This window comes from Streptomyces sp. NPDC041713 (assembly GCF_055591085.1).
Genome location: NZ_JBVIZY010000005.1, coordinates 62,333 through 83,364 on the forward strand (window position 1 = coordinate 62,333; position 21,032 = coordinate 83,364).

The window sequence follows — 21,032 nt, forward strand, 5'->3', positions numbered from 1 at the left end:
GAACCGTGAGAACACCCACTTGTTCCACTCGGTCCCCGTGACACCGGTAACGTCATGATCACACAAAGGCAACCGACGCATAACTTTCGCGCGCAACCCCTGCATCATCACTCTCCGCCGCCACCGGTTCACTCACCGAGAGCCTCGTCGAGCGTCGCGTGGACGGAGAAGACGGCCTCGGCACCGGTGATCTCGAAGACCCGGGCGACCACCGGCAGCATCCCGGCCAGGTGCACCCCGCCCCCCGCGGACTCGGCCTTGAGCCGCGCCCCGAGCAGGACATTGAGCCCCGTGGAGTCGCAGAACTCCAGCCGCGAGCAGTCGACGACCAAGCGCGCATAGCCCTCTTCCAGGCACTTCTCCAGCGGCTCGCGCAACACGTCGGCGGTGTGGTGATCCAGCTCACCCGCCGGGGTCACCACGGCACTGGTGCCCGTCTTTCGCACTTCGACCAGAAGCCGGCCCCTGTGCGCGCTGCCGACCGTCCCGCGGTCCATCGTCACTCTCTTCCGACCGTCGTGGCTGTTGATGACGCCCCCGAACACTACGCCCTCACCACGCCCCGCCGGTACCCGAACATCCCCCTGAATTCGGACATTTCACCGCCTAACGCACTTGCGACCGACGCGCGGAAGCGGGTAGGGGTAGTAGAGACAGCAATCGACACGGACGGCTTTGGAGGCGCCGCACACCGCAGTGCACGTATGGGCATCGGCAGCCATATGCCGAGAACGATGGAGGACACCCATGTCACCCCGGCTCGACGAATCGCATACTGACCAGGCGTCGTCGACAATCCCGCCGCAACTCTCCGCGACCACGATCCCGGACCCCGCCGACACGTCCCTGTCGGTTCCGGAGGCCGTGGCGGAGATCCACGATCTTCCCGAGCTCCCGGAGATCCCGCCGTACGACACGGTGGGCCCGGTGGACGCGAGGGCCCTGTCCAAGACCCTTTTCGAGCGCGTCGAGTCGCTGGAAGAAGGCACGCACGAATACGCGTACGTCCGCAACACCCTGGTCGAACTGAACCTCGCCCTGGTGAAGTTCGCGGCCTCCCGGTTCCGCTCCCGCAGCGAGCCGATGGAGGACATCATCCAGGTCGGCACCATCGGCCTGATCAAGGCGATCGACCGCTTCGAGCTCAGCCGCGGCGTGGAGTTCCCCACCTTCGCGATGCCGACGATCGTCGGTGAGATCAAGCGCTTCTTCCGTGACACCAGCTGGTCGGTACGGGTTCCGCGCCGGCTGCAGGAGCTCCGGCTGGACCTCGCCAAGGCGGGCGACGAGCTCGCCCAGCAGTTCGATCGCGCCCCCACGGTGGGCGAGCTCGCCGAGCGCCTGGGCATCTCCAACGACGAGGTCGTCGAGGGGATGGCCGCGTCCAACGCCTACACGGCGAGCTCCCTGGACGCGCAGCCCGAGGAGGACGACTCCGAAGGCGCGCTCGCGGACCGCATCGGCTACGAGGACCACGGCCTCGAAGGCATCGAGTACGTCGAGTCGCTGAAGCCGCTGATCGCCGAACTGCCGCCGCGCGACCGGAAGATCCTCTCGCTGCGCTTCGTCGCCAACATGACGCAGTCCGAGATAGGCGAGGAGCTGGGCATCTCCCAGATGCACGTCTCGCGCCTGCTCTCGCGCACCCTCGTCCGCCTCCGCAAGGGGCTGACGGTCGAGGAGTAACGGCACGCTGCGCTGCGCCTGAACAGCGTGTTGCGTGTGCTTGAACGGCCTTGTGGGGCCCGCCTGTTGAAGGAGGCGGGCCCCACAGTCGTTCCCCTGCCCGACCCGTGCGGGCCTACACCCCAAGCGGTGGGTCTGGGTGCTTACCCCTGTTACGCCAGTGCCGCGTCCACTGCCGCCTCCGCGTGCAGGCGGGTCGTCGGGAAGACCGGCACCGGGCTGTGCTCGGCCCCGATGAGCAGCTCGATCTCCGTGCAGCCGAGGATCACGCCCTCCGCCCCGCGTGCCACGAGGTCGCCGATGACCTGCTGGTAGGCGGCGCGGGAATCCTCGCGCACGACGCCGAGGCACAACTCCTCGTAGATCACGCGGTGTACGACGGCCCGCCCTTCGTCATCCGGTACGAGCACGTCGAGGCCGTGCGCGGCGAGGCGCTCCCGGTAGAAGTCCTGCTCCATGGTGAACGCGGTCCCGAGCAGCCCCACCCGGCGCACGTCCGCGCGCCGCACCGCCTCGGCGGTGGCGTCGGCGAGGTGCAGCAGCGGTACGGAGAGCGCGGCCTGGACCTGGTCGGCGACCTTGTGCATGGTGTTGGTGCAGAGGAGGACGAGGTCGGCTCCGGCCGCCTCGACTCCTTTGGCGGCGGCGGCCAGCACCTCGCCGGCCCGCTCCCACTCCCCCGCCGCCTGCATCCGCTCGATCTCGGCGAAGTCGACGGAGTACAGCACGCAGCGGGCGGAGTGCAGGCCGCCGAGGCGTTCCCGTACGCGTTCGTTGAGCAGCCGGTAGTACTCCGCGCTGGACTCCCAGCTCATGCCGCCGATGAGGCCGATGGTCTTCATGGGGCCAGCATGCCGGGTCCGGGGGGCCGGAGGTCGGGTACAGGGCGCCGGATGTCCGGCGGGCGCACGTTCCAGTTCGCACCAGACGGTCTTGGTGTCGGGTCCCTGGTCCACGCCCCAGCGGAGCGAGACCGCGGCGAGCAGGGCGAGGCCCCGCCCCGTCTCGTCGTCGCCGTCCGCGCGGCGCAGCAGGGGCCAGGCCCGGGGGTCCGGGTCGGTCACGGACACGCGGATCCGCCCGGCGTGCCCGGTCACGCGCACGGTCACGGGGGTGCCTTCGCCGAGGTGCCGGATGACGTTGCTGAGCAGTTCGGTGGCGCACAGGGGCAGGTCGGGGTACGGGCCGTCGTACCCGCGCAGGGCCCGTCGCAGCGCGGGGACCGCCTTCGGGAAGGCGAGCAGGGCCATTTCGAAGCGGGGGTCTCGCATGGGGGTACGCCTTCCGGTGCGCTCTGTGATGTTGCGGTCACACAGTGGCGTGGGGCGGCGTAGCGTGACAGGGGTTCGGGTTGCGCAGGGCAACTGGCAAATGGTGGTGGTGTGTTGTGCCTCCTCGTAAGGATCCCGACGCGTCGGCGAGCGTGCCGGCCTTCTACGGCGCGGAGCTGCGCTTCAAGAGAGAGGCCGCGGGCCTCACCCTCGAAGGGCTGGCCGACGGCAGCTACCGCGGGGTGTCGTTCCTCAGCCAGATCGAGCGCGGTGAGCGGCGCATGCCGGGTGATCTGGCCCGGCACGTCGACGAGAAGCTGTCGACGGACGGGTTTTTCCAGCGCCGTTGCGAAGATGCGCGCCGGGCGCGGCAGGGTGGGCACGCGGAGTACTTCGCGGATGTCGCGGAGATGGAGCGGTATGCGGAGTCCATCGAGGAGTGGGCGCCGATGCTGGTTCCCGGGTTGTTGCAGACGTTCTCTTACGCAGAGGGCGTCGTACGGACGTCGTTGCCCTGGCTGCGCCCGGACACCGTGCAGAGGCAAGTCACCGCACGCATGGAGCGCGCGGAGCTGTGGGAGTCGGAGACGCCTCCGGCCTTCTGGGCGATCCTGCACGAGCCGATGATCCGCAGGCCACTTCTGCCCCCAGGGCGGATGGCGGAACAGCTGGAGCACATCGCCTCGGTGATCCGGTCCGTACAGGGTGTTGTGCAGATCCTCCCGGAAACGGCGGCCGCCCACCCGTTCATGATGGGCATGACCAAGGTCATGACATTCCCGGACGCCCCTCCAGTGGTCTACACGGAGGGGCTGCACAGCGGCCAACTCATCGACTATCCGCGGCTCGTGAAGGACTACCGCAGGTCGTACGATCTGCTCAGGGCCGCCGCACTGCCGCCTGAGGCGTCCCTGGCCATGATCGAGGAAGCGGCTGAGGATTATCGAAATGGCAAGCCACAGCATTGACTTGAGTACCGCGCGCTGGCGCAAGAGCAGCTACAGCAACGGCTCGGGCGGCGACTGCGTCGAGGTCGCCGACGGGGCGCCCGGTGTCGTTCCCGTGCGGGACTCCAAGGTGGTCGGTGGGCCCGCGCTCGTGGTCGGGGTCGGCGCCTGGGTGCCCTTCGTCGGCGCCGTCGTCAGGGGGGAGCTCCCCGTCTGACGGGGCGGCGGGACCCCGCCCTCACACCCTGGCCAGAACCGCCGCCTTCGAGCGGGTCAGGACCACGGCGAGCAGGGCCGCGCCCCAGCCCGCGAGGACGAGGAGCGGGCGCAGCGGGGACGGGTCCGGGCCGCCGGGGGTGACCAGCGCGGCCAGTTGGTCGAGGCAGCGCGTCGGGAGGTAGTCCGCGGCGCGCCGCAACCCCGTGGGGAAGTCGTCGAGCGGGAACCAGAGGCCGCCGAGCAGCGCCAGCGGGAAGAAGACGCCGAGGCAGGTGAACTGCGCGGCCTCGCCGACCGCGACCAGGCCCACGGCCAGGCCCGCCACCACGAAGACGAGGCTGGCGCCCCAGATGACGGCGAGGGCGGCGAGCCAGTCGGCGGCGGGCATCGACACGTCGTTGACCAGCGCGCCGAGGGCGAAGACCACCACGGTCGCGGGCAGCGTGGCGAGCCACGCGGTGAGCGCCTTGGCGCCCAGGTAGGCGCGGCCGGAGAGCGGGGTCAGCAGGATCTGCCGGGCCCAGCCCTCGCCGCGCTCGGCGCCGAGCCGGATGCCCGCGCCGTTGAGCGCGCCGAAGAACGCGCCGGACACCGACATCGAGAGCATGTAGTCGCGGGCGAAGTGCGGGCTGTCGGAGATGGCGTCGGAGGCCACCACGGTGAACATCAGGTAGAAGCCCGCGGAGAACAGCACCGAGAAGGTGAGGAAGTAGCCGCTGCGGATGAGGCACAGGGTGTCCAGCTTCGCGTAACGCAGCACGTCAGCGCGCCTCCTCGTCGAGCAGGGTGGCGACGGCGTCCTCCAGGGAGGCCGAGGTGAGCGTGAGGCGGCGCGGCACGGTGCCCTCCGCGCCGCCGGCCTTGGCGTAGAGCGCGGCGAGCGTCGCGTCGCTGTCGGTGGTGGTCAGGACGTGGGTGCCGTCGTCGCACTCCTCGGCCGTGCGGACCCCGGGCAGGCCGCGCAGCAGGCTGCCGGGCAGCGGCTCGTCCGTACGGAAGGAGATGCGGCTCTCGGTGAAGGCCGAGCGCAGCTCGCCGACGGTGGCGTCCGCGACGATCCGGCCGGCCCTGAGCACCACGACGCGGTCGGCGAACTTCTCCGCCTCGTGCAGGTAGTGGGTGGTGAAAAGCACCGTCGCGCCGTCCCTGGCCCGCTCGTTGAGGATCTCCCAGAAGCGGGCGCGGGCCGCCACGTCGAGGGCGACGGTGGGCTCGTCGAGGAAGAGCAGCTTCGGCAGCCCCGCGAGGGCGAGGCCGAGCCGCAGGCGCTGCCGCTCGCCGCCGGACAGCTGGGTCACCTGGCGGGCGCGCAGTTGGGCGAGGCCGCACTCGTCCAGGACTTCGGCGGCGGTCCGTCGGCCGTACAACTCGGTGACCAGGGTGAGAAGTTCACCGACGCGTACGTTGCGCATCAGGCCGGACTCCTGCAGCATCGCGCCGAGTTCGCCGGCCGCGAGGGCGGGGCCCGGCGGGCCGCCGAGCACCTCGACGGTGCCGGCGCGCGGGCGCAGCAGGCCGAGCATGACGTGGGTCAGCGTCGTCTTGCCCGCGCCGTTGGCGCCGAGCAGCGCCACCCGCTCGCCGCGCCGCACGGCGAGGCTGACCCCGGACAGGGCGTGCACCTCGGATTCCTCGCGGCGCCGGGATCCCTTGCGGCGCCGGACGACGTCGACCTCGCGCACGCGCACCAGCACCTCTGCCGCCGCCATCCTCACCCCTCGCCGCTCGCCCCAATTCCCGACGTAACCGAGCCGCGCCAGAGTAGCAGTAGATCATTTCCGTAAAGGTCCGCGATCGCTTACCGATGACTTTTGTCACCGGTAATTGATGACGCAACATCTGGAATCCTTCGTTGACAGCCGCGCTCCACGCTTCCAATACTTTGGGCACTTGTGCGGAACATTCCTGATTTACGTTCCGCACCGCACCGATAAATGATCCGGGAGGTGAATTCACTTGAAGATCGAGAGCGTGATCGTCGTCGAGCACCGCAGTTCGGCCCTGCAGCCGGGCCTGGTGTCCGCGGCCGACGGCGGCGCCTTCGGTGTCGTGGTGCCCGGGGCGTCCTCCTGCTGCGCAGGCTGTACGTCCACGTCCTGCGGGGCCGTGGTGCGCCCGCTGGCGTGAGAGATGGGGTGCCGGGCGCGTGGGTGTGGCCCGGCACCTCCACCCCGGAAGGAGAGAGGCGATCCGATGATTCCCAAACCCGTCATCATCAATGTGCCCGTCGACGACGTCGACGCCGGAATCGATTTCTACGAGAGTTTCCTCGGGCTCCGGCTCGCCCGCTCGCTCTCGCCGGACCAGATATCCTTCCACGCCCCGGTCTCCAGCGACGGAATACTCCTCACCGTCAACAAGCGGAATTTTCCCGGCGAGGGCGTGACACTGATGTTCGCCGTCGAGGACATCGACGCGGCGCTGGTGTCGTGGAAAGCGGCGGGCGGCACCGTCGTGGCCGGCCCCTATGACCTTCCGCTCCCCCGGAAGATCCGCGACGAGTTCCGCGATCAATTCCGGGACAGCCCCTTCTTCCGCGGCGAGGCGGGCGACTCGATGGGCCGGGGCGCGAGCCTGCACGACGCCGAGGGCAACCGCATGGGGATCGTCGAGCTCAGCGAGTGGGCGCACGCGACGTTCGCCCTCGGCGCGTACGCGCGACCGGTCACCGCGGAGCAGCTGAAGGACCAGTCCATCGCGCTCGCCCGCCGGGTGCCGGCCACCACCGAGATGTTCGACGCCAACGATCCGGCCGACGCGGCCGACGACTGAAGCCGACGTCTGAAGCGGCGCCGGTCAGGAGGGCCCACCGCATGAACGAGGATTCCGGTCTCACCCAGTTCAGCCTCGGCATCAACGCCTACCGCGTCCTGGCGCCCGAGGCGCGGGCGGTGGGCGTGCGCACGCACCAGCTCCGGTTCGACAACCTGGGCGCCGAACCGGCCGGCCCCGCCGGCAGCCGGGTAGCCGAGGAGTTCCTCGCCGCGAGCCGGCTGCGCGCCCACGACCGCGAAGGCGTCCTGTCCGCGTCGGACTACTTCGGCGACGCCATGGTCACCACCCTCGCCCAGCTCGACGACGACCCCGTCGCCGCCCACCAGCGCACCGAACTCCCGGCGTCCGTCGCGGCCACCATGGAGCTCGGCGAGGCCCTGATGCGGCGGCGCAGCGTACGCCGCTACAGCGGGGACCCGATCGCCGCGGCCGAGCTGGCGACCGTGCTGCGCCTGGCCGACGGGCTCACCGCGGAGGCCGACGTGGAGCTGCTGCGCGGCGGCCACGAGACGTTCCGCTTCCGTACGGCGCCCAGCGGGGGCGGGCTGTTCCCGGTGGCCCTGCACGTGGTCGCGCTCGACGTCACCGGCCTGGACCCGGGCCTCTACCGCTACCAGCCGGTGCGCGACGTACTGGTCCGCGAGGACGGCCGGGCCGGCGTCGACCGCGTACTCGACGCCTTCGCCACGCCCGGCACGGCGATCGCCTTCGACACCGCGGCGGCGCTCGTCGTCATGGTGGCGAGCCCCTGGCGGAGCATGCGCAAGTACGGGCCGCGCGGGCTGCGTTTCGTCCTGCACGAGGCCGGTGCCATCGCGCAGAACATGCATCTCGCGGTGACCTCGCTCGGCCTCGGCTCGGCCGACTGCGCCAGCTTCGTCGACGACGAGCTGCACGCGGCGCTCGACATCGACGGGGTGCTGCGGGCGGCCGTGCACGCGGTGGTCCTGGGGAGGCTGGAGTGAAGGGTTACGCCGAGGGCGCCGACCGGGACCTCCTCGTCTATCTGCACATCCCGTTCTGCCGCTCCAAGTGCCACTTCTGCGACTGGGTGACGGAGGTCCCCACCTCCGAGCTGCTGCTCACGGAGACCGACCAGCCGCGCCTGCGGTACATCGACGCCCTCTGCCGTGAACTCATCGAGCGGGGCGCGGCGTTGGGGGCCGCGGGATACCGGCCGACCATCCTGTACTGGGGCGGCGGCACCGCGTCCATCCTCACCCTGGAGGAGATCGCGAAGGTGGGCGCGGCCCTGCACGCCGCGTTCCCGCTCCGCGACGGGCTGCGCGAGGCGACGATCGAGTGCAGCCCCGAGACCCTCGAGCCGGAGAAGCTCGCGGCCTTCCGCGAGGTCGGCTTCACCCGGCTGAGCAGCGGCGTGCAGTCCTTCGACGACGACCGGCTGCGCACCCTGGGCCGCAGCCACGACGCGGACCGGGCCCGCCGCATCGTCCAGGAGGCGTCCGACGCCGGGTTCGAGGACATCAGCATCGACCTGATCTGCGGCTTCCCCGGCCAGCCGCCGTCCGAGACCCGCGACGCCGTGCGCACCGCCCTCGACCTGCCCCTCACCCATGTCGCGCTCTACCCCTACCGGCCCGCGCACGGCACCGTGATGCGCCGCCAACTGGGCCGCGGCAACCGGCACATCGACCGCGACGAACAGAAGCGCGGGTACGCCGTGGGCGCCGAACTGCTGGTCGACGCGGGCTTCCCGGAGTACGCGATGAGCCACTTCGGGACGCCGGACCACCTCTGCCACAGCGACCTCGCCTACTTCCAGCTGCGCTGCGACTGGGCGGGCTTCGGCTCCGGCGCCACCTCGGTGCTCGGCGGCCGCTACCTCGCGCACGCCCGCGGCCGGCTCCTCGACTACAACCGCGACCCGTTCGCCTTCGACGAGGAGTACGACCTGGCCTCGGCCGCCATCGCGCCCCGGCTGCTCTACCAGTCCCTCACCACCCACGAGGGCGCCCGCAGGCAGTGGTGGGAGCGGCGCACCGGGCGCCCCTTCGACGAGGTGATGGACCAGCGCGCCTGCCGCACCCTCCTGGACTTCTTCGCCTCCGTCACCACCGTGGAGCGCGACGAGGACGGGCTGCGGCTGCCTCCCGGCGACATCGCCGACGCCTTCATCGAGCTGCAGTACCTGAACGCGCCCCGGCAGGGGCGCACCGACCTGTCCGTGACTGCCGCCGCACTCATGGGCTGACCCGACCGGGAGGAGAAGTCCGTGTCCACGCGACGCACCAGCCGCACCGTGCGCATCAAGTCCGTGTATTCGGTGGTCCCGCACGACCGCGACACGGTGGAACTGCGCTCCGGCGTATGGAATCCGCAGTCCATCACGCTCGTCGACCACAGCGGCGCGGGCCGCCTCAGCACCCTCGTCAGCGGGCTCGACGGCACCAGGGACCGGGCCGAACTCGCCAAGGAGGCCGGCGTCACCCGGACCGAACTGGAGGCGCTGATCGACCACTTGGACCAGCTGGCCGTCCTGGAGCACGGCCCCTCCAGCGCGCTCGACGCGTTCCTCGACCGCACGGCGAGCGGACGCGTGGAGCAGGCCACGCTGCCCGACGTACGCGTCCTCGGCGGCGCGGCGGCGGCGCGGGTGTCCGGGCTGCTCGGCGCGCACGAGCAGCTCACCGTCGGCGCGCCCGGCGCCCACGCCGAGCAGCTGCGGCTCCTCGACGACTGCCCCCTCGACGTCCTGGAGGACGGCCTGGCCTTCGAACGGTTCGTGGAACACTTCGAGGACTGGCGCGGCAGCCTCCTCGTCCACGTCGCCGACACGGTGCACCCGCTGCGGCTCGCCGTCCTGAACCGCGTCGCGCTCGCGCTCGGCACGCCGTGGATCCAGGCGGCGCTGGACGGCCCGCTGCTCCTGGTCGGCCCGACCTTCGTGCCGGACAGCACGGCGTGCTTCACCTGCTTCGAGACCCGCGTCGTGATGAACCTGCGCGAGGGCGCCGCCTACCAGCGCTACAAGAAGGCCCTGGCCGGTTCCGACGGGCCGGGCGCGGAGCACGGCGACGGCGGCACCGGCGTCCTCTCCTCGCTACTCGCCTCGCACACCGCGCTCGAAGCGCTGAACATGGCGGTCACCGGCATGACCAGCACGGTCGGCAAGGTGCTCGGCGTCTATCTGCCGTCGATGGAGATGGTCTACTCCGAGGTGCTCAGGCTGCCCGGCTGCCCCTCCTGCGGGGCGGTGCCCGAACGCGACGGCACCGAGGTGTACTTCGACGTCAGGCGGTGGGTCGATGCCTGAGCTGCGCACCGCGTCGGGGCTCCGCGTGGTCGAGCCGCCCGACGGCCAGACCCGGCGCCTGCGCCGCCGCATGCACGCGCCGCTGTGCGGGCTCATGCCCCAGCTCGGCTTCCTCACCCGGCCCCGGTACGCTCCCCGCCTCATGGTCTCCGGCGGTGACCTGACCGGCGTGCACGTCCTGCGCGAACAGCCCCGGCCTAAGCTGGGCAGCTACCACATCGGTGGCTACGGCGTGCGCCCGTACGAGTCGCACATCCGCACGCTGGGCGAGGTCGTGGAGCGCTACGCGGGGTACGTGGCCGCCGTCAGTGGGGCGTTCCCGGTCCGGTTCGCCGCCGAGGCGGAGCTCGCCGACGAGCCGCACTTCCCGGTCGGCTCCTATCTCCCTTACACCGACGAGCAGTTGGCGAGCGAGGGCTTCCCCTTCCGGCGCCCGCGCCCCGGGGATCCGCTGGGGTGGAGCCGCTTCACCTGTCTGCGCGACGGCACGGACACCTGGGTGCCGGCCCAGCTGACCACCGTCGGCTATGTGATCCGCGACGCCGAGGGCGAGCCCTGGGTGCAGCCCGCCGTCACCACCGGCACCGCCGCCCACACCGACCCGCACAAGGCGGCCCTCGGCGCGCTCCAGGAGATGGTGCAGATCGACGCGGCCGTCGGCCACTGGTACGGCGGGACCAGGTCGGTGCGGATCCGGCCCGGCGCGCGCTGCGCGGCGCTGTTCCGGCTCGTCGACCGGCACTGCCATCCGCTGGGCGGGCGGCCCGAGTTCCATCTGCTGCCCAGCGCCGACCTGCCCGGCTTCACCGTCGCCTGTCTGATCCGCGAACCGGGTGGCCGGATCCCGGCGGTCGCCGTCGGCCTCGGCGCCGACGTGTCCCTGGAGTCGGCCTTGTACAAGGCGTTCCTGGAGGGTGTGGGGGTGCGGGCGCTGGCGACCTGGACGAGCGTGCAGGACCACGCGACGGGTACCGGAGGCTCCGGCACTGCGGGCGGTGACGAGGCGATCTTCGACCTGGAGAGCAACGTCGTCCTCGCCGCGTCCGCCAAGGGCGCCCGCGTGGTCGAGGCGCGCTACGGCGACTGCGACGAGGCCGGCGCCGACGACCTGCCGCCCGACCCGGTCGCCGCCGCCCCCGAAACCTCCGTACGCGCCCTCGTCCGCGCCTTCCACGACACGGACAAGCGCCTCTACTGCGGCGACCTCACCACCGTCGACGCCGCCGAACTCGGCTTCGTCGTCGCCCGGTTCTGGAGTCCCGATCTGCTCACGCTGCCGCTGCCGAGCGCGCCGACGGCGGCCCATCCCCGGTTCGCGGCGTACGGAGGGTTCCGGCGGCATGCCCCTCATCCGTTCCCCTGAACTGATCATCCGTTCCCCTGAACTGACCGGCGCCATACCGGCCGACACCCGTCCGCTGCTCGCCGCCACCGTGGTGGTCCTCGGCCTCGCGTCGATGACCGTCGCCGCCCATCTGCACACCCGCTGGGCGGGCCTGCGCCGGCTGCCGATGCTCGGCCTGCACCTCGGGGTGTGCGCGCTGACGGTGCTCGGTGGCGCCGCGCTGCTCGGCACCGGCGTCCTGCGTCCGGTACGGGACGCGGGCTGGGCGGGGCTCGCCGCGGGGCTGCTGCTCGGCCCGGCCGTGGGGCACGCGGCCACCGGCGCCGACCGGCGTGTGACCCGGTGGTGGGGGCGGCGCGCCGGGCACTCCGTACGGGACGACCGGCCGGTGGCGCTCCGGTCGGGGCACGCGCGGCCCGCCGGGGTCGCGGCCGGCGGCGCCGCTCCGGCCGGGCGGCGCACCGGGCTCATCGAGGCGCGCAACGACTTCGCGCCGACCTCGGCGGACCTGCGGGTCCGGCTTCCGCTGCTGCTCGCGGTGGCGGCGGCCGAGGAACTCGTCTACCGGGGCGTGCTGTTGGGCCTCGCCCTGCGTGCCGGGCCGGTGGTCGTGGTGGCGGGCGCGGTGCTCGGCGTCCAGCTCGTCTTCGCCGTGTCCCACGTGTTCTTCGGCTGGGGCCAGGTGCTGTCGAAACTGCCGCTGGCCGCGCTGTGCACGGGGGCCGTGCTGCTCACCGGGACGGTGCTGCCCGCCGTGACCGGGCACGCGCTGTTCAACCTGCTGGTCTGGCGCTACCACCGGGCGCGCCCCTCGGCGGCCCGCAGGACGGGCCCATGAGTACGCCGCTGCGCGTCCTCGTCCTGGTCACCGTCGTGATCGTCTACTACTGGCTGGGCAAGGCCGTGCTGTTCCGCGCCGTGCGCCGTCTCGCGGCCGTGACCCGGCTCGGCCCGGCCCGCTGGGGCACCGCCCAGCGGGCGGACGTCTTCGAGCTGGCCGCGGCGGGGGCGAGCCACGTCGTGGTGGTGGCGGCGCTGCTCGCCGTGAGCGGCATCGGCCCCGGCATCCTGGTCGGCGGCCTGGGCCGGCCGGAGCTGCTCGTCCTCGGGGCGCTGCTCGGCGTCGGCGAGCTGGCCATCGGGTCGCTGCTCTGCCGGGGGCTGATCGAGGTGCGGTTGGCGGGGGGTGGGGGGTCTTCGGCTCGTACGAGGGTGGGCTCGGCTCGTACGAGGGTGGGCTCGGCTCGTACGGCTCGTGTGCCCGCGGCTCGTACACCCACCGCTGTGCGGCCGCGGGCCCGCGAGGACCACGGGATGTCCCTGCGCTCCTGGCTGGGGCGTTCGCGCGGCGGATGGATCCGGCACCACCTCACCGCCCTGAAGGTGCTGCCGCTGTGGGCGGCGCTCGGCCTCACCGGGGTCCAAGTCGCCTCCGAGGAACTGGTGTTCCGCGGCATCGCCCTGACCTGGCTGCGCGACGCGGGCCCCGCGGTCGCGCTCACCACCTCCATCGTGCTGTTCGTCGTCATGCAGGCGTTCTTCATGTCCTCCTGGCAGGGCGCGATGTTCCCCGTGGTGGGCGGTGTGGTGATGGGGGTCGTGCACGGCCTGGTGTTCTGGGCGGTGCCGGATGTGGCACCGCTGGTGGTGGCCCACATCGTGTTCTTCGTCTTCGCGGTCATCTAGGTCATCCAGGTCGTCCAGGTCATCCAGATAATCCAACGCCCGGAGCTGGGAGAAGGGGTACATCCGCCATGGAACTGGAGCACGGTCTGTCGTTCCTGCCCGATGCCGAACACCACGGGCTGCCCGCGCCGGAGTACTTCCGGACCCTGCTCGACCTCAGCCGGTACGCCGACGAGGCCGGGCTCAGCCATGTGAAGATCACCGAGCACTATCTGCGCGCGTACGGCGGTTACTGTCCGAGCCCGCTGGCGTTCCTGGCGGGCGTCGCCGCCGTCACCAGGCGGGTGCGGCTGATGACCGGTTGCGTGCTGCCGGTCTTCCACCATCCCCTCCAACTCGCCTCGGAGGCGGCGATGGTGGACGCGCTCAGCGACGGCCGGCTCGACGTCGGGTTCGCGCGGGCCTATCTGCCGTACGAGTTCGAGGCGTTCGAGGTGCCGATGGACGGCAGCCGCGAACGGTTCGTCGCCACGGTGGACGCCGTGCGGCGCCTGTGGACGGAGGAGAAGGTCACGGTCGACACGCCGTTCTTCCGGTTCGCTGGGGCGACGGCGCTGCCCCGGCCGGTGCAGGCCCCGCATCCGCCGACGTGGATAGCGGCGGTCCGCTCCCGGTCGAGTTTCGCCTGGGCGGGCGAGCAGGGCCACGGCCTGCTGGTGACGCCGGCGCTGACTCCGCTGGAGGAGATGGCCGACCACATCGCGGTGTACCGGGAGAGCTTCGACCAGGCCGGACGCGGGTGCGGGGGCGGGCGTTCGCGTGTGCTGGCGAGTCTGCCGTTGTACGTCGGGGCGGACGACCGCGAGGCGTTCGCGACGGCGGATCCGCTGCTCGCGCACTACCTGCGGGTGTGGGCCGAGTCGACCGACGCGTGGACGTCGACGGTGTCCTCGGACTACCGCGGCTATACGGGCATGAGCCGGGCGATCCGTGCGATGACCCCCGAGTCGTTCCGGACGCTGGGCGGGGCGGTGGTGGGGGGCCCGCGCCGGGTGGCGGAGCGCATCGCCCAGATCGCCGAGATCCTCGGCGTGGACGGCTTCTTGTGGCAGGTGGACTTCGGGGCGGTGGGTGGGGTGGTGGCGCGGGCGAGTGTGGAGCGGTTGTGCGCGACCGTATTGCCTGAACTGGCGTCGGGGGCTTGTGGCCCGGCACCGTCGGTGGGCCGGTGACTTCGCTTCTCACCGGGCCCACCCGGTTGTGAGGCCAACGGGCAACTCCGCTCGGGTCATCACGTCTCGCGGCAGGGTACGGACCGGCCCACCGTGGCCGGGGTCCGGAGGTGACCCGTCGCTGGCCCGGCGCCTTCGATTCGTACCGGGGCCGCCCGGGTGTGAGCGGAGTGTGCCGCCTCCGGGCCGGCAGTAAAGGGCGCCCTACGGGCGTCGGCTCCGCCGATTCCGCTCCGCTCCACCCTTGACTCCCGCCCCTCCACCGCACGTTGACTTTTGCCCCGGACGGCCAGGGGTGAGGCGGCGGGCGACGCTGGGATGGGTCATCGGCTTTCGCTGCCGGGCGCGGACCGGCCCATCGCGCGCCGACGCCACAGTGCGAGCTCGGCCAACCGCCCGGCCACGCTGCTCGGGCCATCACCTCTCACCGCCGGGTGCGGCCCGGCCCATCGTGGGCGGAGGCCACGGTGCGAGCTCGGCCCACGGCCGGTGTGGTCGGGTCATCGGCCTTCGCCGCCGGGTGCGGGCCGGCTCATCGTGGTCCGACGCCACGGCGCGGGCTCGGCCCACGGCCGGTCTGGCCGGGTCAACAACTCTCGCCGCCGGGTGCGGACCGGTCCATCGTGGGCGGGGGCCACTGTGCACGCTCGGCCAACCCAGCGGCCTCGCCGCCCGGGCCATCACCTCTCGCGGCCGGGTGCGGACCGGCCCATCGTGAGCGGATGCCAGAGTCTGGGCTGGGCCAGCCATCCGGGCCATCACCTCTCGACGCCGAGTGCGACCCGCCCCATCGTGGGAGGGCGTCAGGATCGCGGCCCGGTCCGCCACGCGGCCACCCCGCTCGGGTCATCGGCTTGCGCGCCCGGGTGCGGTCCGGGGCATCGTGCCTGGCCGTCGCGGTCGAGGCGGTGTCGGTTGCGCGGGCGGGTGCTCGCGGTCGGGCACCTACTTCGGCAAAGTTGCGAATTGAGACGCCGCGCGCCCCCTTGCCAGATCGGATGCGCCCCGGCGACGTAAGCCCGTCCTCTGGCGTCAGGCCCGTCTCCATCCCGTCCCTCCCCCTCGGTCACCTTCTTTGGGAAAGTTGCGAAGCGGATTCTCGCGCGCCCCCCTGCCACACCCCGCGCGCCGCCCGGCGGGTGGTCGATGAGCGGGTTCTGCCCCTCCGCCGCGCCCGGTGGCCCCACTGAACTCATTCGTCCCACATACCTCGTGCGCCGTCAGATCCCGCCGGTCCCACCAACCCCACCTCTCACAGGGCACCCATCCGCCCCATCCCCCTTGGCGGATTGGTTGGTTCCGGGGGCGCCTTGGGGTGTGACAGGGGGGCGTGCGGCATATTCATTCGCAACTTTCCCAAAGTAGGTGCCAGACCCCCAGAGGCCAGCCCCGTGTCCCGGGCAGCGCCTCGAAGGTGACGCCTGCCGACGATGGGCCGGACCGCACCCGGCAGCGCTAGCCGATGACCCGAGCAGCGATGCCGCCGGGGTGGCCGAGCTCGCACTGTGGCGCCCGCGCACGATGAGCCGGGCCGCACCCGGCCGCGCGAGCGGATGACCCGGCCAGACGGGCCGTGGGCCCGAGCTCGCACGGGGGCCCCGCCCACGATGAGCCGGGCCGCACCCGGCAGCGAAACGTGATGACCCAACCCAGCCTCGCCCGCCGCCTCACCCCTGGCCGTCCGGGTCAAAAGTCAACGTGCGGTGGAGGGGCGGGAGTCAAGGGTGGAGCGGAGCGGAATCGGCGGAGCCGACGCCCGAAGGGCGCCCTTTACTTCCGGCCCGGAGGCGCCACACTCCGCAAAACCCGGGCGGCCCCGGTACGAATCGAAGGCACCGGGCCGGCGAAGGGTGACCTCCGGACCGAGCCCCAAACCGTGGCCCCCGCCCACCTTGGGCCGGGCCGCACCCGGCAGCGAAAGAGGATGACCCATCCCAGCGTCGCCCGCCGCCCCCCACACTCCGCTCACATCCGGGCGCCCCCGCCCACCCGCAACGTCACCGCACTCCCCTCAGATCCACCCCAACCGCGCCGCCGCCGCAGCCGCCTCATGCCGATTCCGCGCCCCCGTCTTCGCGATCGCCCGCGACAAATAGTTGCGCACCGTCCCCGGGGACAACGACACGGCCGCCGCTATCTCCGCCACCGTCGCCGACTGCCGCGCCACGCCCAGGACTTCGCACTCCCTCGGCGTAAGGGGACATCGCTCGGTGAGCAACGCCCGTACGGACAGCTCCGGATCGAGCACCCGCTCCCCCGCCATGACCCGCCGGATCACGTCCCACAGCCCCGTCACCGACACGCTCTTCGTGACGAACGCGCACGTCCCGGCCGCCACCGCCCGCCGCAGCTGCGCCACGTCCCCCGCCGTCGTCAGGATGATGCACCGCGCGCACGGGCAGCGTCTGCGCAGGGTCGCCACCGTCTCCAGCGCCTTCTCGGTCCGCTCCAGGTCGACCAGGACCACGTCCGGTGCGCACCGGACCGCCTCGCGCACCACGTCGGCCCTGCCCCCGGTGACCCCCGCGCCGCCGACCAGCCGCAGCCCCGGCTCCTGCTGCAGCAGGCGCGTAAAGGCCTTGCGGTCGAGCGTGTCGTCCTCCGTCACCAGCACGGTGATCTCGCGGTGCCGGGCCCATACGACGTTGTCGGTCTCCACTCCGTGCCTCCCCCGTAAGACATCCTTCCCAGGCTGCCACGCCCTCCCGGCCATACGCCCCACAGGAATCCGGCCAAGGCCGGGCGTCCCAGTCACCCCAGGCCTTCACACGGGGCACAGCCGGCGAACGCCGGAGAGTGGCCGTCCGGACGCGTCAGACCGCCCGCACTCCCCGCTGCCACACCCCGCTCACCAGCGGCACCCCCGGCCGGTAGGCCAGGTGGACGTGGCTCGGGGCGTTCAGGAGGGTCAGGTCGGCCCGGGCGCCCTCGCGGAGTACGCCGATGTCGTCACGCCGCAGCGCCGCCGCGCCGCCCGCCGTCGCCGACCAGATCGCCTCGTCCGGCGTCATGCCCATGTCCCGTACCGCCAGGGCGATGCAGAACGGGACCGAGGACGTGAAGGACGAGCCCGGGTTGCAGTCCGTGGAGAGGGCCACCGTCGCGCCCGCGTCGAGGAGGCGGCGGGCGTCCGGCCACTCGGCGCGGGTGGAGAACTCCGCCCCCGGCAGCAGCGTCGCCACCGTGTTGCCGCTCGCGAGCGCGTCGACGTCCGCGTCCGTGAGGTGCGTGCAGTGGTCCGCCGACGCGGCGTCCAGTTCCACGGCGAGCTGGACGCCGGGACCGTACGAGAGCTGGTTCGCGTGGATGCGGGGGTGCAGGCCCTTCGCCTTGCCCGCCGTCAGGATCGCGCGGGCCTGGTCGCCGTCGAACGCGCCCTTCTCGCAGAAGACGTCGATCCAGCGGGCGTGCGGCGCGCAGGCCTCCAGCATCTCGCCGGTGACGAGGTCGACGTACGCCGCCGGGTCGTCCGCGTAGTCCGGGGAGACGATGTGCGCGCCGAGGAACGTGACCTCCTCCGTGTGGCGGGCCGCGATACGCAGGGCGCGGGACTCGTCCCGCGTCGACAGGCCGTAGCCCGACTTCGTCTCGAAGGTGGTCGTGCCCTGGCGCAGCGCCTCCGCCAGGTAGTGGGTGAGGTTCGCCTCCAGCTCCGCGTCCGTGGCCGCGCGGGTCGCCGCCACGGTCGTACGGATGCCGCCCGCGGAGTAGGCGCGGCCCGACATGCGGGCGTTGAACTCCTGGGTGCGGTCGCCCGCGAAGACCAGGTGGGAGTGGGAGTCGACGAAGCCGGGGACGGCCGCGTGGCCCGCCGCGTCGTGGGTCTCGTCCGCCGCGGGCGCCTTGGCGGCGGGGCCCACCCAGGCGACCTTCTCGCCGTCCAGGACGACGGCCGCGTCCGTCAGGAGGCCGAGGGGGCTTCCGTCGCCCTGGGCGGGGTCGTTGGTGACGAGGCTCGCGATGTTCGTGATCAGGGTGGTGGGCATGGGGTCCTCTGCGGGTTGGCGGGGGTCACCGGCTTCGCCGAGTTCGTCCCCCATCGCCGGACGGGCTGGACGGGGAGGGGAAGGGGGGAGTGCTCAGTCTCTCAGCGCGGCGATCGCCTCCCCCAGCGCCGTCGCGACATCCGGCACCAGCACGTGCGCCCCGTCCCGTACGACATGACGGCCCCCGACCACCGTGTCGCGGACGTCCGCCGCCGTCGCCGCGAAGACCGCCGTCTCGGCGGCGAGGCGCGGCACCGGGCCCGCCGTGCGGACCGAGTCCAGGGCGATGGTCGTCAGGTCCGCGAGCGCGCCCGGCTCGATCGTGCCCGCGTCCGGCCAGCCCAGGGCCGCGTGGCCGTCGGACGTCGCCGCGCGCAGCAGCGCCGCCGCCGTCCAGTGGCCGCGTGTGTGCGAGCGGAGGCGTTCGTTCAGCTCCATCGCCCGCGCCTCTTCGAGGATGTCGATCACCGCGTGGCTGTCGCTGCCCAGGGAGAGCGGGCTGCCCGCGCGCTGCAGGCGGACCGCGGGGCCGATGCCGTCCGCCAGGTCGCGTTCCGTCGTCGGGCACATGCACGTACCCGTGGCGGAGTCGCCGAGGAGCGCGATGTCCTCGTCCGTGAGGTGGGTGTTGTGGACGCCCGTCGTGCGCGCGCCGAGCACGCCGTGGTCCGCGAGCAGCCGCGTCGGCGTAAGCCCGTGGACCGCCTGGCACGCCTCGTTCTCCGCCGTCTGCTCGGAGAGGTGGACGTGGAGGGGGGCCTCGCGGGCCGCCGCCCACTCCGCGACCGTGCCCAACTGCCGCGCGGGGACCGCCCGTACGGAGTGGATCGCCGCGCCGATCCGGGCGTGCGCGCGGTCCTTGAGGGACGAGACGCGCTCCGCCCACCCCTCCGTCGTACCGTCGGAGAAGCGGAGCTGGTGGCGGTCGGGCGCCTTGCCGCGCTCCGCGTCGAGCAGGCCCGACGCCACGTACGCCGTGTCCAGGAGCGTGATGCGCACGCCGGCGTCCGCGGCCGCCTGGATCAGCGCCTCGCCCATCGCGTTGGGGTCGGCGTACGGCGTGCCGCCCGGTGCGTGGTGCAGGTAGTGGAACTCGCCGACCGTGGTGATGCCGGCCAGCGCCATCTCCGCGTACACCGCCCGCGCGAGCGCGTGGTACGTCTCGGGGGTGAGGCGGTCCGCCACCGCGTACATGACCTCGCGCCACGTCCAGAACGTGCCGGAGCCCACCTGGACGGTGGAGCGCAGCGCGCGGTGGAAGGCGTGCGAGTGGGCGTTGGCCAGGCCAGGGAGCGTCAGGCCGCGCAGGACCGTCGCGCCGGGCGGGGGCGCCTCCACCTCCGTGCGGACGGCCGTGATCCGGTCGCCCGCCACGTCGACCGCGACCCCCGGCTCGACGTAGGTGTCGAGCCAGGCGTGCTCCAGCCAGTAGGTCCCCGTCGAGCTCTCCGTCGTCACCTGCACGCCAGCCCTTCCAGTACGTCGGCCAGTGCGGTCACCCCGGCCAGGCAGTCGTCCTCGGCGGCGTACTCGGCCGGGGAGTGCGAGACGCCCGTGGGGTTCCGTACGAACAGCATGGCGGTCGGGATCGACCCGGACAAAATACCCGCGTCGTGTCCGGCGCCCGTGCCGAGGACGGGGAGCGGGCGTTCCGCGCGGGCGCCGAGGATCCGGCCCAGCTCGTCGCGGAGGGCGTCCTCGAAGTCGATGACCGGTGTGAAGGACTCCCGGACCACGTCGAGGTCGACGCCGTGCCGGTCCGCGTACTCGCGGGCCGCCTTCTCGATGCCGGTGACGACCGTGTCGAGGGTGGCCTGGTCGGCGGCCCGTGAGTCCAGCCAGCCGCGGACCAGGGACGGGATCGCGTTGACGCCGTTCGGCTCGACGGAGATCTTGCCGAACGTGGCGACGGCGCCCGCGAGTTCGGCCTCGCGGCGGGCGGCGAGGACGGTCTCCGCGTACGACAGCATCGGGTCGCGGCGGTCCACGAGCCGGGTGGTGCCCGCGTGGTTGGCCTCGCCCCGGAAGTCGAACCGCCAGCGACCGTGCGGCCAGATGGCGGACGCGAGGCCGACGGGGTCGCCGGTGAGGTCGAGCGCGCGGCCCTGTTCGACGTGCAGCTCCACGAACGCGCCGATGCGGGCGAGCCGTTCGGGGTCGGGGCCGATGCCGTACGGGTCGTAACCGGCCGCCTCCATCGCCTGCGGCAGACTCACGCCGTCGCCGTCGCGCAGCTTGTGCGCGGCCTCGACGGTGAGCTGTCCCGCGGTGAGCCGGGAGCCGACGCAGGCCAGGCCGAAGCGGGCGCCCTCCTCGTCGCCGAAGTTGGTGACGGCGAGCGGCCGGGTGAACTCGACGCCACGGGCGCGCAGTTCGTCGAGGGCCGCGAAGGAGGTGACGACGCCGAGCGGGCCGTCGAAGGCGCCGCCGTCGGGGACGGAGTCCAGGTGGGAGCCGGTGACGACGGCGTCCCCCTGGCTCGGGTCGCCGAGCCAGGCCCACTGGTTGCCGTTGCGGTCCAGCTCGTACGTGAGGCCGCGGGCGTCGGCCTGCGCCTTGAACCAGGCGCGGCAGTCGGCGTCGGCGCCGGTCCAGGCGTAGCGCCGGTAGCCGCGGGTGCCGGTGTCCCGGCCGATGGGTTCCAGGTCCCGCCACATGTCCAGGAACGACG

At 72.5% G+C, this 21,032-nt stretch carries 20 protein-coding genes and 1 pseudogene; 12 read left to right on the forward strand and 9 right to left on the reverse strand.

From position 1 onward, the window contains the following. Positions 1-128: 128 nt before the first annotated feature. Positions 129-497, reverse strand: a complete 369-nt coding sequence (locus ACZ6CV_RS16745) for an STAS domain-containing protein (RefSeq protein ID WP_355807272.1) — start codon at positions 495-497, stop codon at positions 129-131. A 250-nt stretch (positions 498-747) separates the two neighbouring features. Between ACZ6CV_RS16745 and ACZ6CV_RS16750 the strand changes: the two genes are divergently transcribed. Continuing rightward, positions 748-1,686, forward strand: coding sequence for an RNA polymerase sigma factor SigF (locus ACZ6CV_RS16750; RefSeq protein WP_469251531.1), 939 nt, complete (start codon positions 748-750; stop codon positions 1,684-1,686). Positions 1,687-1,838: 152 nt separating this feature from the next. Here the strand turns inward: ACZ6CV_RS16750 and ACZ6CV_RS16755 are convergent, their stop codons facing one another. Continuing rightward, positions 1,839-2,528: an aspartate/glutamate racemase family protein gene (locus ACZ6CV_RS16755; RefSeq protein WP_469252002.1), complete on the reverse strand. Its 690-nt coding sequence runs from the start codon at positions 2,526-2,528 to the stop codon at positions 1,839-1,841. A gap of 93 nt (positions 2,529-2,621) precedes the next feature. Beyond that, positions 2,622-2,957 (reverse strand): annotated as a pseudogene (locus ACZ6CV_RS16760) (ATP-binding protein); the annotation flags it as partial. A 116-nt stretch (positions 2,958-3,073) separates the two neighbouring features. On the opposite strand from ACZ6CV_RS16760, the gene ACZ6CV_RS16765 reads away from it, so the two are divergent. Continuing rightward, on the forward strand, positions 3,074-3,925 hold the full coding sequence (locus tag ACZ6CV_RS16765; RefSeq protein ID WP_469251532.1) for a helix-turn-helix domain-containing protein: 852 nt from the start codon (positions 3,074-3,076) through the stop codon (positions 3,923-3,925). A 1-nt stretch (position 3,926) separates the two neighbouring features. Beyond that, positions 3,927-4,121, forward strand: a complete 195-nt coding sequence (locus ACZ6CV_RS16770) for a DUF397 domain-containing protein (protein ID WP_469251533.1) — start codon at positions 3,927-3,929, stop codon at positions 4,119-4,121. A 21-nt stretch (positions 4,122-4,142) separates the two neighbouring features. On the opposite strand, the gene ACZ6CV_RS16775 is transcribed toward ACZ6CV_RS16770, so the two are convergent. After that, a complete protein-coding gene (locus tag ACZ6CV_RS16775; protein WP_469251534.1) occupies positions 4,143-4,883 on the reverse strand; it encodes an ABC transporter permease in 741 nt (246 codons plus the stop codon). A 1-nt stretch (position 4,884) separates the two neighbouring features. Continuing rightward, positions 4,885-5,832 carry an ABC transporter ATP-binding protein gene (locus ACZ6CV_RS16780; protein ID WP_469251535.1) on the reverse strand — a complete coding sequence of 316 codons (948 nt, stop codon included), beginning with the start codon at positions 5,830-5,832 and terminating at the stop codon, positions 4,885-4,887. Between the two features lie 247 nt (positions 5,833-6,079). Here ACZ6CV_RS16780 and ACZ6CV_RS16785 point away from each other — a divergent pair, with 247 nt between their 5' ends. The 9 genes from ACZ6CV_RS16785 (at position 6,080) to ACZ6CV_RS16825 (ending at position 14,375) form a co-directional block, all read left to right on the forward strand. Continuing rightward, positions 6,080-6,250, forward strand: coding sequence for a hypothetical protein (locus tag ACZ6CV_RS16785; protein WP_469251536.1), 171 nt, complete (start codon positions 6,080-6,082; stop codon positions 6,248-6,250). A gap of 66 nt (positions 6,251-6,316) precedes the next feature. After that, positions 6,317-6,895, forward strand: coding sequence for a VOC family protein (locus ACZ6CV_RS16790; protein ID WP_362376967.1), 579 nt, complete (start codon positions 6,317-6,319; stop codon positions 6,893-6,895). A gap of 41 nt (positions 6,896-6,936) precedes the next feature. After that, a complete protein-coding gene (locus ACZ6CV_RS16795; RefSeq protein ID WP_469251537.1) occupies positions 6,937-7,863 on the forward strand; it encodes a SagB/ThcOx family dehydrogenase in 927 nt (308 codons plus the stop codon). Further along, the gene (locus ACZ6CV_RS16800; protein ID WP_469251538.1) at positions 7,860-9,110 is read left to right on the forward strand and encodes a coproporphyrinogen-III oxidase family protein; all 1,251 of its coding nucleotides are present in this window, start codon (positions 7,860-7,862) and stop codon (positions 9,108-9,110) included. Before ACZ6CV_RS16795 ends, ACZ6CV_RS16800 begins: the two co-directional genes overlap by 4 nt. Before the next feature lie 21 nt (positions 9,111-9,131). Further along, positions 9,132-10,172 carry a TOMM precursor leader peptide-binding protein gene (locus ACZ6CV_RS16805; RefSeq protein ID WP_469251539.1) on the forward strand — a complete coding sequence of 347 codons (1,041 nt, stop codon included), beginning with the start codon at positions 9,132-9,134 and terminating at the stop codon, positions 10,170-10,172. Beyond that, complete coding sequence (locus ACZ6CV_RS16810) at positions 10,165-11,535, forward strand: YcaO-like family protein (protein WP_469251540.1); 1,371 nt, start codon at positions 10,165-10,167, stop codon at positions 11,533-11,535. Before ACZ6CV_RS16805 ends, ACZ6CV_RS16810 begins: the two co-directional genes overlap by 8 nt. Beyond that, complete coding sequence (locus ACZ6CV_RS16815; RefSeq protein ID WP_469251541.1) at positions 11,513-12,355, forward strand: CPBP family intramembrane glutamic endopeptidase; 843 nt, start codon at positions 11,513-11,515, stop codon at positions 12,353-12,355. The genes ACZ6CV_RS16810 and ACZ6CV_RS16815 overlap by 23 nt, the downstream gene beginning before the upstream one ends. Further along, on the forward strand, positions 12,352-13,203 hold the full coding sequence (locus ACZ6CV_RS16820; protein ID WP_469251542.1) for a CPBP family glutamic-type intramembrane protease: 852 nt from the start codon (positions 12,352-12,354) through the stop codon (positions 13,201-13,203). Before ACZ6CV_RS16815 ends, ACZ6CV_RS16820 begins: the two co-directional genes overlap by 4 nt. A gap of 68 nt (positions 13,204-13,271) precedes the next feature. Beyond that, positions 13,272-14,375 (forward strand): LLM class flavin-dependent oxidoreductase, encoded by a 1,104-nt coding sequence (locus tag ACZ6CV_RS16825; protein WP_469251543.1) that lies wholly within the window; start codon positions 13,272-13,274, stop codon positions 14,373-14,375. 2,011 nt (positions 14,376-16,386) lie between these two features. Here ACZ6CV_RS16825 and ACZ6CV_RS16830 read toward each other — a convergent pair. The 4 genes from ACZ6CV_RS16830 to ACZ6CV_RS16845 all read right to left on the reverse strand — a co-directional run bounded on the left by ACZ6CV_RS16830 (position 16,387) and on the right by ACZ6CV_RS16845 (position 21,018). Next, positions 16,387-17,034: a response regulator transcription factor gene (locus tag ACZ6CV_RS16830; protein ID WP_362376955.1), complete on the reverse strand. Its 648-nt coding sequence runs from the start codon at positions 17,032-17,034 to the stop codon at positions 16,387-16,389. A 154-nt stretch (positions 17,035-17,188) separates the two neighbouring features. Beyond that, positions 17,189-18,361 (reverse strand): imidazolonepropionase, encoded by a 1,173-nt coding sequence (gene hutI, locus ACZ6CV_RS16835; RefSeq protein WP_469251544.1) that lies wholly within the window; start codon positions 18,359-18,361, stop codon positions 17,189-17,191. A 93-nt stretch (positions 18,362-18,454) separates the two neighbouring features. After that, complete coding sequence (locus ACZ6CV_RS16840) at positions 18,455-19,819, reverse strand: formimidoylglutamate deiminase (RefSeq protein WP_469251545.1); 1,365 nt, start codon at positions 19,817-19,819, stop codon at positions 18,455-18,457. Next, the gene (locus ACZ6CV_RS16845) at positions 19,816-21,018 is read right to left on the reverse strand and encodes an allantoate amidohydrolase (RefSeq protein WP_469252003.1); all 1,203 of its coding nucleotides are present in this window, start codon (positions 21,016-21,018) and stop codon (positions 19,816-19,818) included. The genes ACZ6CV_RS16840 and ACZ6CV_RS16845 overlap by 4 nt, the downstream gene beginning before the upstream one ends. Positions 21,019-21,032 lie beyond the last annotated feature (14 nt).